The organism is Solidesulfovibrio sp. (assembly GCF_029978005.1).
Lineage (GTDB): Bacteria > Desulfobacterota > Desulfovibrionia > Desulfovibrionales > Desulfovibrionaceae > Solidesulfovibrio.
This window is the reverse complement of sequence record NZ_JARKOZ010000149.1, coordinates 1-11168: the sequence shown is the minus strand read 5'-3', so window position 1 is coordinate 11168 and position 11168 is coordinate 1. Positions and strand designations below refer to the sequence as shown.

Below are 11168 nucleotides of genomic sequence, written 5' to 3'. Positions count from 1 at the left end.
CCCCCAGCCGGTGCTGGACGCCCCCTGGGACGGGCCGGGCACGGTCCACGCCCCCCTGCGTCAGGCCGGCTTCGACTCCGTCCAGGACCAGGCCGAGGCCCGGGCCGCGCAGCGCCTGAAGACGTGGTAGGGCGCGGACGGAAAGGACACAGGAAGACGCCTCCGGCGGCCAGGAGGGGCGACGGCCCCTCCTGGACCTCCCGGAAAAAAAACGGCCGCCCGGGAGAACCCGGGCGGCCGTTTTGCGTTCGGATGTTTTTCCCGGCCGTTATTTCGCGCTCTTCTTGCTGCCGTAGACGAAGACTCCCGCAAGGGAGGCGATGGAGCCGATGCCGAGAGTCGTTCCGGCAAGCGGCGAGGCGAAGATGGCCACGGCGCAGCTGCCGGCAATGGCCAGCATGCCGATGGCGAAGCCGAGCCACAGCCCGGTGGTCTTGCACCGGACCTCGCAATGGATGACTTTGGATTCCTGTTCGCGGCGATGTTTGCCTTCCGCTTCGGCCATGGTCAGGATGCGTTCGGCCGCGCCCGGAAGGATTTCTTCATACCCTTTTACGAAGGAAGGGTGGGCGAGGGGGCCGGAGTAGCTGGCGATGGCGGCGATGAGCTGCTTTTTGGATTTGCCCGGAAACTTGTCGAGCAGTTCCTCCGTGTCCTTGGCGAGCGAGGAAAGCCGCAACGAGTGGGCGTCGTCCCCATGCTCCTGCCCTTCGAGCGGGTCCGTCGCCTCGGGCGCGCTACTTTTCATTTTCAAGTCCCTGCGCAGTCTCGCAATGCTGCTGCTCCGTCATCACCTCGAGGAGTTTTTGCTGAAAATCCGCATCTTCCAGGGCAAGACGCAGGATGGAATGGAAAATGTCCTTTTCAATGTTCTTCCAGTCCGAGCGCAGTTTGTCGGTGTCGATCCGAGAGGAAACTTCGATCAAGTAGCTTTCGTAGAGGCTGCTGCTGTAACTTGATGAAAAATCGAACATATTCTTGTAGCCATCCGTGAGGTATCGCAGAAAATCGGTGTTTGGCATGGCGCGCTGCGCTCCCAACCGTCCTGGTGTGGATTCTCGACCGTCCAGGCGAGTGACAAAATTCCTCTCATCATATCCTCAGCGGAACCTTCCATGCGACAAATGAAGCAGTCCGTGCCGGAAGTCAAGACAAGGCGCGGGGACGGCAGCGTGCCCCAGGTGGTCCCGTTTTACAGCTTGTTGAGGATGTTGTCGTCGATCCAGTGCTGGTCCCACCATTCGATGGGCGAGGTCTCCTGGCCCCCGACCAGCACGCCGAAGTGCAGGTGGTCGCCGCCGGCCAGGCCGCTGACGCCGGTCCTGCCGATGATGTCGCCCTTTTTGACTTCCTGGCCGACCTTGGCGTCGATGTGGCGCAGGTGGGCGTAGAGGGTCTGCAGCCCCAGGCCGTGGTCGATGATGACCGTCTCGCCGTAGATGCCGAGAAACCCGGTGAAGACCACCTTGCCGGAGTTGGCCGCGGGCACCGGCGCGGCCTCCAGCGAGGCCAGGTCCACGCCCATGTGCGTCTGCTGGTCGATCTCCTTGTCCTGGTAGTAGTAGGTGCGGTGGTCGCCGAAGCCGGCCTTGGGCGCGGCGTTGGGCAGGCGCAGGAAGGCCTTCTTGTCCCAGAGCATGGTCGGGGCCGACTTCTGGGCCAGCTCGCGCAGGAACACGGCGTTTTGCTTGCGCACGTCGTTGTTCACCCGCAGGTAGATCTGCAGGTTGTCCCGGGTGTCGGTGATGACGTCGTAGTACTGCGGCATCTTGGATTCCAGGAACGCGTCGGAGATGTTGAGCTTGTCCTGGCGGAACTTGCGGGGGATGGCCTGGTAGCGAAACGAGGCGATGGCCGTGTTGCCGGCCCGGTCCGTCACCTTGACCTTGGGCACGAAGTTCTTCGGGTCCATATCGTAGGGAAAGACGTAGAGCCCGAAGTACTTGCCGGCTTCCAGCTTGTAGGCGGGGTAGAAGTCCTGGCCCACGACCACGCCTGCGCTCTCGGGCTCCTCGTTTATGGTGAAGGACACCGCGCCCACGCCGCCCTGGCGCACGTTGTGGGCCAGACTCGTCACCTCCACGCGCGGGGGCGTGGTGTCCAGCGTCAGGTTCTTTTCCAGGCGGGTCGTGTTGCCGGCCCCGAAATTGGCCAGGGACCGGTCCGTGGCCGTGACGGTCAGGCCGAAGGTCCCGTCGCGAAGGCCGGCCGGCTCCAGGGTGAACTTCTCCTGGGCCTCCTTGACCGGGGCGTCGAAGGTCTTGTCGAGCAGGGTGATCTGCTTGTCGCCCTGGGTCACCGTGACCTTGGCGTTTTTGAGCCCCGCGCCGGCGTCGGCCAGGCGCAGGGTGAATTCGCGTTTGGGGGCGGCCACGTCGCTGGCCGGGGAAAGGTCGACGGTGGGTTTGACGGTGTCGGTCAGAAGGAAATAGCCGCAGGCCGCGCCGATGACGGCCAGCAGCAGGATCACGCCGAAAACGAGTTTTTTCATGCCGGGTTCCTCTTCGTTGCGCCCGTGTCATAGCGACCGGGCGCGGGCAGCGCAAGTGCGCCTGCCTGTCCTTCGCCCGCGCCGCGGGCCGGGACTTGCCCGCAAGTCCCCGACGCGCTAGGAAATCGAAACGATGTGAACCCGAACCTTCGCGACAGCGCTTTCCACGCCGCCCCGGCCGAACGGATGGAGGAGGATTGATGCGACGCCTGTGTTGGCTGCTGGCCGCGGCCTGTTTGTTGGGATGCTCCCCGGCCGCCCGGGCCCAGGAGGAGTCGCCGCCGGCCCAGCCTGTCCAGGCGCGCCACGTGCGCCTGGGCGTGGTGGTGGCGCCGCCGTTTCTGGAGAAGACCGACACCGGGCATTTCCACGGCCTGGCCCTGGCCTTGTGGCGCGACGTCGCCCGGGACGTGGGCCTTGTTTCGGAGATTCGCGAATACACCCTCGACGGGCTGCTCGCGGCCGTGCGCTCCGGCGAGGTGGACGTCGGCGTCTCGGCGCTTTCCATCACCCCGGAGCGCGAGGGCGTCATGGATTTCTCCCAGCCCTTCTACTACACCGGGCTTGGCATCGCCGTGCCGGCCAGGCATTCCCTGGACGCCGTCGGCGCGGTGCTGGAGCGGCTTTTTTCGCCGAAGGCCCTGGCCTACATCGGTTCGCTGCTGGTCCTGCTGCTTCTGGTCGGCATGGTGGTCTGGGCCATCGAGCGCCGGCGCAACCCCGAACACTTCCGGCCCGGGGGCAAGGGCATCGGCGACGGCCTGTGGTGGTCGGCCGTGACCATGACCTCCGTGGGCTACGGCGACACGACGCCCAAGACCATGGCCGGCCGCGCCGTGGCCCTGGTGTGGATGTTCGCCTCGGTGGCGCTTCTCGCCTCGTTCACGGCCGGCATCACCTCGATTCTCACCGTGGAGAGCATCGGCGGGGCCGTGCACGGCCCCCAGGACCTGCACAAGGTGCGCGTGGGCGTGGTGCGCGACGCCTCGTCGGCCGAGGAGCTGGCAGCCAGCCATGTCGGGGCGCGGCCCTACGACGACGTCGACAAGGGACTGGCGGCCCTGGCCGCGGGCGAGATCGACGCCTTCGTCCACGACCGGCCCATCCTGCTCTATTACCAGATCCATGTGTTCCCGGGCGTCATCCGCGTGCTGCCGGGCTTTTTCGACCCCCAGCTCTACGGCTTCGCCTTTCCGCCCGGATCGGACCTGCGCAAGGCCGTCAACGTGGCCCTGCTGCGGCGCATGGAGGACCACGACTACCGCATGCGCGTCTTCGGCCCCTACCTGGACAGGGCGGGGGCCCATTGACGGCGGCGGAAAGGCCGCTCCCGGCCCGGCGCAAGCGCCGGCGGCGTATGGGGCGTTCCCGCGACGCGGTTTGCCATATTCTTGACTTTATAAATGGAATAGGGGATTTGGTGCAAGTCCCCCCCATGGGAGGCTTTTGCGCCGACGGCCAAGGCCTTTCCGGACGCACCCGCCGAGAGGAGACCGCATCCATGTCCGCTTTATTTCCGCAATATGCCCAAAGGTTTTCGAGGTGGCCGCTCCTCCTGGTCACGGCGCTTCTGGCCCTGACCCTGACCGGCTGCGACAGGGGCAAGCCCCAGGCGGAAGCGCCCACGCCCGTGGAGGTCACCGTCTTCGAAGCCAAGGCCGTCACCGCGCCCTTGTCCGTGGACGGCATCGGCCACGTCTACGCCCTGACCACCATCAACGTCCGGGCGCAGGTCTCGGGCGTGCTCAAGGAAACCTATTTCGCCGAGGGCGACATCGTCAAAAAGGGGCAGCCGCTGCTGCTCATCGATCCGGCTCCCTACAAGGCCGCCCTGGACGAGGCGGTCAGCACCCTGGCCCGCGACCGGGCCACCGCCGCCCAGGCCAAGCGCGACTGGCTGCGCTACAAGGACCTCGTGGCCCAGGCCGTCATCAGCCAGGACGACTACGAGCAGAAGCACACCGCCTACCAGCAGGACCTGGAACAGGTGCGCGTGGACGAGGCGTCCGTGGACAAGGCCAGGGTCAACCTGGGCTACTGCTACATCAACGCGCCCTGCACCGGCGTGGTCGGCCTGCAGCAGTACAAGACCGGCAACCTGATCAAGTCCGAGGACTACATCATCGTCACCATCAACCAGATCGAGCCCATCAACGTCCAGTTCGCCGTGGCCGAGAAATACCTGCCCGAGATCCGCGAGCACGCCGCCAAGGGCGCCCTGGCCGTGGAGGCCTCCTACCCCAACCGCCCGGAGAAGACCGCCAAGGGCAAGCTCACGGTCGTCAACAACACGGTGGACGTCAGTTCCGGCACCATCACCCTCCAGGGCGAGTTCCCCAACACCGACCGGTTCCTGTGGCCGGGACAGTTCGTCAACGCCACGGTGGTCCTGACCGAGACGGCCGACACCATCCTCGTGCCGTCCAGCGCCCTGGCCGAGACCCAGGACGGCGTGTCGGTCTTCATCGCCAAGCCCGACAACACCGTGGAGATGCGCAAGGTGACCGCCGGCCGCAAGATCGGCCCGGAAACGGTCATCGAGAAGGGCGTGTCCGCCGGGGAGAGGCTCATCACTTCCGGCCAGATCAAACTCTTCCCGGGCGTGCCGGTCAAGATCGTGGACGCCCAGACCTACAAGGACGGCCCGGTTTCGCCCGCGGCCGTGGCCGGCCAGGACAAGAAGGGGCTGAGCCCGGGCGGCGAAGGTCAGGGGAAGTGAAATGACGGACCTTTTCATCAAGCGTCCGGTCGCGACGACGCTGCTCATGGCCGCGCTGGTCTTTTTCGGCGTGGTCTCCTATTTTTCGCTGCCCATCAGCGAAATGCCGAGCATCGACTTCCCCACCATCCAGGTGACGGCCTCCCTGCCCGGCGCCGACCCCCAGACCATGGCCTCGGCCGTGGCCACCCCCCTCGAGCGCCAGTTCACGTCCATCGCGGGCCTGCAGTCCATGAGCTCCAGCAATTCGCTCGGCGCCACGACCATCACGCTCCAGTTCGACCTGTCGCGCAACATCGACGGCGCCGGCACGGACGTCCTGACCTACATCAACGCCGCCCAGGGCAGCCTGCCGAGCACCATGCCCGCGCCGCCGACCTTCCAGAAGGTCAATCCGGCGGACATGCCCATCATCTACATCCGCGTCTCCAGCGACACCATGCCGCTTTTTAGGGTCACCAACTACGCCAAGGTCTACATCGCCCAGCGCATCTCCATGATCAACGGCGTGGCCCAGGTGGCGGTCTACGGCGACCAGACCTATTCCCCGCGCGTCCAGGTCAACCCGGACAAGCTGGCGTCGCTGGGCATCGGCGTGGACGAGGTGGCCAGCGCCTTCAGTAACGAGACCGTGATGCTGCCCACAGGCTCCCTCTACGGCCTGGACAAGCTCTTCACCATCAAGGCCCAGGGCCAGCTCACCAGCGCCACGGCCTACAACCGCCAGATCATCGCCTACCGCAACGGCAACCCCGTGCGCCTGCAGGACGTCGGCCGGGCCATCGATTCCACGATAAACGACAAGAACGCCGCGTTTTTCGACCAGCAGCAGGGCCTCGTCATCGCGGTCAAGCGCGCCGCCGGCACCAACACCATCCAGCTCGTGCAGGCCATCCGGGCCATGATGCCCGGCATCGAGGCCACCCTGCCGCCCTCGGTGCACCTGGAATTCCTCTACGACCGCTCCGTGTCCATCAAGGCCGCCATCGACGACGTGCAGTTCACCCTGCTGCTGTCCATCTCCCTGGTCGTCATCGTGGTCTACATGTTCCTGAAAAACCTTCCGGCCACCATCATCGCCAGCCTGGCCCTGCCCACGGCGCTCATCGGCACGCTCTCCATCATGGTGTTCTTCCATTTCTCCATCGACAACCTCTCGGCCATGGCCATCATCCTGGCCGTCGGGTTCGTCGTGGACGACGCCATCGTCATGATCGAGAACATCGTGCGCCACACCGAGATGGGCAAGAAGATCATGCAGGCCTCCCTGGACGGGGCGCGCCAGATCGGCTTCACCATCATCTCCATGACCCTGTCCCTGGCCGTGGTCTTCATCCCCATCATGTTCATGGCCGGCATCCTCGGCCGGGTGCTCAACGAGATGGCCGTGACCATCACCCTGTGCATCCTGGTCTCGGGTTTCGTCACGCTCTCGCTCACGCCCATGCTGTGCAGCCGGTTCCTCTCGGGCAAGATCTCCGAGTCCGGCCGCTTCTTCAAATGGATCGAGCGCGGCTACGAGAAGTCCCTGCACTTCGCCCTGCGTTGGCGCTTCGCCGTCATGATGCTCTCCATCGGCATCCTGGGGCTCACCTTTTGGCTGTTCACCGTGATCCCCACGGGATTTATCCCAGCCACGGACTCGGGCATCTTCTACGCCTTCGGCATGGCCGAGCAGAGCGCCTCCTTCGAGACCATGAAGGAGCGCGTGCTCAAGGTCGGCCGCATCTTCATGGCCGACCCGGACGTGTTCAAGTTCATCGGCGTCGTCGGCGTCGGCGGCCCCAACACCTCCATGAACAACGCCGCCATGTTCCCGCTGCTCGCGCCTTTCGACAAGCGCAAGCGCAGCGCCCAGCAGATCATCGACGAGCTGCGGCCCAAGCTGGCCCAACTGCCCGACATGTTCACCTTCATGTACAACCCGCCGTCGATCCAGATCGGCGGCAGGCAGACCAGGGCGCTTTACCAGTTCACGCTGCTCTCGCCCGATCCCGGCGAGCTCTATCCCGCGGCCCGCAAGATGGCCGGGGATATGAGAAAACTCGCGGAGATCACCGACGTCAACACCGACATGCAGACCGACGGGCCGCAGGTCTTCATCGACATCGACCGCGACAAGGCCAAGGCCCTGGGCATCAGCGCCTCCTCCATCGAGACGGCGCTCATGACCGCCTACGCCGCCCGCCAGGTGACCAACCTCTACGGCTCGACGGACACCTACAAGGTCATCGTCGAGGTGCAGCCCGAGTTCCAGCGCCGGCCGGACCTGCTCAACAAGCTCTACGTCCGGTCGAGCAGCGTCGACGCCAGCGGCAACCCCATCATGGTGCCCTTAAACGGCCTGGTCAAAATGTCCGAGGGCGTGGGGCCGCTGGTGGTCAACCACACCGGCCAGCTCACTTCGGTCACCATCTCGTTCAACACCGCCGGCAAGTATTCCCTGGGCCAGGCCGTGACCGCCATCCAGGACCTGGCCAAAAAGGAACTGCCTTCCAACATCAGCTACCTCTTCGAGGGCCAGGCCACGGCCTTCCAGCAGTCGCTGGCCAGCGTGCCGTTCCTGCTCTTTCTGGCCATCATGATCATCTATCTGATTCTCGGCATCCTCTACGAAAGCTTCATCCATCCGATCACCATCCTGTCGGGCCTGCCGTCGGCGGCCTTGGGCGGCCTGATCACGCTGCTGGTCTTCGGCCGCCAGCTCGACCTCTACGGCTTCATCGGCATCATCATGCTCATCGGCATCGTCAAGAAGAACTCGATCATGGTCATCGACTTCGCCATCGAGGCCGAGCGGGAAGGCAAGACGCCTTTCGAAGCCGTGTTCGAGGGCTGCATCGTGCGCTTTCGGCCGATCATGATGACCACCGTGGCGGCCATCGCCGGCATTCTCCCCATCGCCTTCGGCATCGGCGCGGGCGGCGACGCCCGCCAGCCCCTGGGCCTGGTGGTGGCCGGCGGCCTCGTCATTTCCCAGATGGTCACGCTCTACCTGACGCCGGTCTTCTACACCTACATGGACCAGCTCCAGAGCTGGCTCGCCGGGCACAAGGAAGACAAGGAAGGCAGGGCGTAGGGGCGGAGAAGAAGAAAAAGGCCTCCGGCGGCCGGGAGGGGCGACGGCTCCCCCCGGACCTCCCGAAAGAGGGTTGGCCCATGTTGTTCGATTATCTCGGATTGTCCGAGGCCATCGTCGGGGTGTTCCGGGCCAGGAAGGCCGGAAAGGCCTTTGCGCCGGAAAGGCTGGTCGTGCCCGTGCCGGGGGGGATGCTCCTCTCCATGCCGGCGGCGGACGCGGACGTGGCCATCGTCAAGAACATCACCGTGCATCCGGGCAACCGTGAGCTGCAGCTCCCCGTCATCCAGGGCGAGGTGCTGGTCCTCGACGCCGCAACCGGCCGCAAGCTGGCCGTGCTCGACGCCAAGGAGGTGACGGCCCGGCGCACCGCGGCGGTGAGCCTGCTGGCCGCCCGATTGCTCGCGCCGCACCAGGAGGGCCGGCTGTGCCTTTTCGGCGCGGGGGCCCAGGCCAAGGCCCACGCCGAGGCCTTTGCCCAGGGCCTTGGCGTCACGGACGTGACCATCGTCTCGCGCACGACGTCCCGGGCCGAGGCCCTGGCCCGGGAGCTGGCCGGGGACGGGATACGGGCCCGGGTCGCCACGGACGCGGCCATGGCCGTTTCCAGCGCCGCCTTCGTCGTCACGGCCACCACCAGCCGGGAGCCGGTTTACCCCGACGCCGTGCGCGACGACGTCTTCGTGTCCGCCGTAGGCTCGTTCACGCCCGGGGCGGCCGAGACGCCGGCCGGGCTCGTTTCGCGCGCTTCGCTTTTCGTGGACGATTGGGCTTCGGCCAGGAAGGAGGCCGGGGATTATCTGCGCGCGGGCGTGGACTGGGCCACGGTCACGGCCCTGGAGGACGCGCTCGACGGGCCGCCCCAGCCGTCCGGCCCCGTGGTCTTCAAGACCGTGGGCCATGCCCTCTTCGATCTGGCGGCGGCCAGGCAGGCCTGCCTTTAGGCGCTGTCCGCCCTAAACAACCCCGCCCCGTCTTTCAGGGCCTCGGCCGTGCCCATGACGTAGAGCCGGTCTCCGGGGTGCAGCAGGAACGGTCCGTCGGGATTGGGCACGAACTCCTCGCCGCGCCGCGCCGCCGCCACCGTCAGGTTGTGGGCGCGCCGCAGCCTCGCTTCCTCCAGCGTCCGCCCGGCCAGGGGCGAGGCCTCGGCCACGGTGAAGACCGCCACGTGCAGCCCGGCCAGGGACTTGTCCGGCGCGGCCCCGGCCATGGAGGCCAGGGAGTCGGGCAGCATGGCTCGGTAGCCCTCGCGGCGGATGTCCTGGGCCATGCGCTCGATGTCGTCGCGCGGCACCATGAACTTCGCCAGCACGCGGGCGAAGACCACCAGCGAGGCCTCGAACTCCTCGGCGATGACGTCGTTGGCCCCGAGTTCGAGCAGGGCCTTGATCTCGGAATTGAACCGCGTGCGGGCCACGATGTAGAGCGCCGGGTTCTCGAACCGGGCGATCTCCACCGTGCGCCTGGCCGCCGCGGCGTCGGAAATGACCACGGCCAACGCCTTGGCCTCCTGCACGCCGATGTGCTCCAGCACGCCCGGCTTGGAGGCGTCGCCGAAATGGATGGGCTCGCCCTTCTGGCGTTCGTTTCGCACCGTGTCCGGGTTCATCTCCAGGATCACGTAGGGAATGTCCGCCGCCTTGGCCGCCCGGGCCAGCTGCCGGCCGCCCGCGCCGAAACCAAGGATGATCATGTGGCCCTGCATCCCCGGCACGAGGGGCTCGAGGGGCGTTTCCCGCGCCCCGAACAGCCGGCACAGCACCAGGGACACCCGGGGCGCGGCCTTGATGATGAAGGGGGCCAGCACCATGGTCAGGATGCTCGCGGCCAGGAACTTCTGGTAGAAATGCTCGGAAATGACGTGCCGGTCGAAGCCGGCCTTGGCCAGGATGAAGGAGAATTCGCCCACCTGGCAAAGGGCCAGGCCCACCAGCACGGCGGTGCGGGTGGGGTAGCCGAGGATGCGCGTGGCCGCGCCGGCCATGACGGCCTTGACCATGAGCAGAAGCGCCGTTGCCCCGAGAATCTGCCAGATGTGCTCCATGGCCGGGGCGAGGTTTAAAAGCATGCCGATGGAGATGAAGAAAAGCGAGGTGAAGACGTCCTTGAAGGGGAGCACCGCCTCGTGCAGGTGCTCGCGGTAGTCCGAACCGGAAAGCAGCAGCCCGGCCAGGAACGCGCCCAGGGAAAGGGACAGGCCGATGGCGGCGGTGAGCAGGCTTACGGCCATGCAGATGCCGAGAGCCGTCAGCAGGAAGAGTTCACGGCTGCGGGTGCGCACGATGGCGAGGAGGAGCTTCGGCATGAGCTTTCGCGACAGCACCACCAGCAGCACGAGCACCAGCGCGCCCTTGCCCACGGTGAAGACGATGGAGTTGGTGAAGCCGAAGGTGCGCCCGGCCAGGAGGGGCACGGCCAGGGTCATGGGCACGGCCAGCAGGTCCTGGAAGATAAGGATGCCCAGGCTCACCCTGCCGTGGGGCGCTTCCATCTCGGCGCGCTCCTGGAGCGTGGTCAGCACGATGGCCGTGCTCGACAGGGCGGCCAGCATGCCGAGCAGCACGCTCGAGCCGCCGGAAAGGTGCAGGGCGAACAGCGGCAGGGAAAAGAAAAAGGCCCAGGTCAGAAGCATCTGGGCCGTGCCGCCGTAGAAGACCGGCCGCTTGAGCCGGGAGAGGTCGGACAGGGACAGTTCCAGGCCGATGGTGAAAAGAAGCAGGATGACGCCGATTTCCGAGAGGATCTCGACGTCGTGGGCCGAGCGCACGAGTCCCAGGCCATGGGGGCCGCAGACCACGCCCGTGAGCAGCAAGCCCACCAGGGCCGGAATCTTCAGGCGGTGGCAGACCAGGATGACGCCGACGGCCAGTCCGAAG

8 protein-coding genes are annotated in these 11168 nt (G+C 66.2%); 4 read left to right on the top strand and 4 right to left on the bottom strand.

Annotated features, from left to right (window positions below; all coding sequences use genetic code 11):
- Positions 1-268 precede the first annotated feature (268 nt).
- The 3 genes from Q1K70_RS17005 to Q1K70_RS16995 all read right to left on the bottom strand — a co-directional run bounded on the left by Q1K70_RS17005 (position 269) and on the right by Q1K70_RS16995 (position 2491).
- Positions 269-748, bottom strand: coding sequence for a DUF2335 domain-containing protein (locus tag Q1K70_RS17005; protein WP_300162035.1), 480 nt, complete (start codon positions 746-748; stop codon positions 269-271).
- Entirely contained in the window at positions 738-1022 is a 285-nt protein-coding gene (locus Q1K70_RS17000; RefSeq protein WP_300162033.1) for a hypothetical protein, read from the bottom strand. Before Q1K70_RS17000 ends, Q1K70_RS17005 begins: the two co-directional genes overlap by 11 nt.
- Before the next feature lie 170 nt (positions 1023-1192).
- Complete coding sequence (locus Q1K70_RS16995) at positions 1193-2491, bottom strand: peptidoglycan DD-metalloendopeptidase family protein (protein ID WP_300162030.1); 1299 nt, start codon at positions 2489-2491, stop codon at positions 1193-1195.
- 200 nt (positions 2492-2691) lie between these two features.
- Here Q1K70_RS16995 and Q1K70_RS16990 point away from each other — a divergent pair, with 200 nt between their 5' ends.
- The 4 genes from Q1K70_RS16990 to Q1K70_RS16975 all read left to right on the top strand — a co-directional run bounded on the left by Q1K70_RS16990 (position 2692) and on the right by Q1K70_RS16975 (position 9233).
- Positions 2692-3801: a transporter substrate-binding domain-containing protein gene (locus tag Q1K70_RS16990; RefSeq protein WP_300162027.1), complete on the top strand. Its 1110-nt coding sequence runs from the start codon at positions 2692-2694 to the stop codon at positions 3799-3801.
- 191 nt (positions 3802-3992) lie between these two features.
- Positions 3993-5210 carry an efflux RND transporter periplasmic adaptor subunit gene (locus Q1K70_RS16985; protein WP_300162024.1) on the top strand — a complete coding sequence of 406 codons (1218 nt, stop codon included), beginning with the start codon at positions 3993-3995 and terminating at the stop codon, positions 5208-5210.
- Between the two features lies 1 nt (position 5211).
- Positions 5212-8289 (top strand): efflux RND transporter permease subunit, encoded by a 3078-nt coding sequence (locus tag Q1K70_RS16980; protein ID WP_300162021.1) that lies wholly within the window; start codon positions 5212-5214, stop codon positions 8287-8289.
- 80 nt (positions 8290-8369) lie between these two features.
- On the top strand, positions 8370-9233 hold the full coding sequence (locus tag Q1K70_RS16975) for a delta(1)-pyrroline-2-carboxylate reductase family protein (RefSeq protein ID WP_300162019.1): 864 nt from the start codon (positions 8370-8372) through the stop codon (positions 9231-9233).
- On the opposite strand, the gene Q1K70_RS16970 is transcribed toward Q1K70_RS16975, so the two are convergent.
- Positions 9230-11168, bottom strand: a 1939-nt coding sequence (locus Q1K70_RS16970; RefSeq protein ID WP_300162015.1) for a monovalent cation:proton antiporter family protein, incomplete at its 5' end; no start/stop codon positions are given. The genes Q1K70_RS16975 and Q1K70_RS16970 overlap by 4 nt on opposite strands.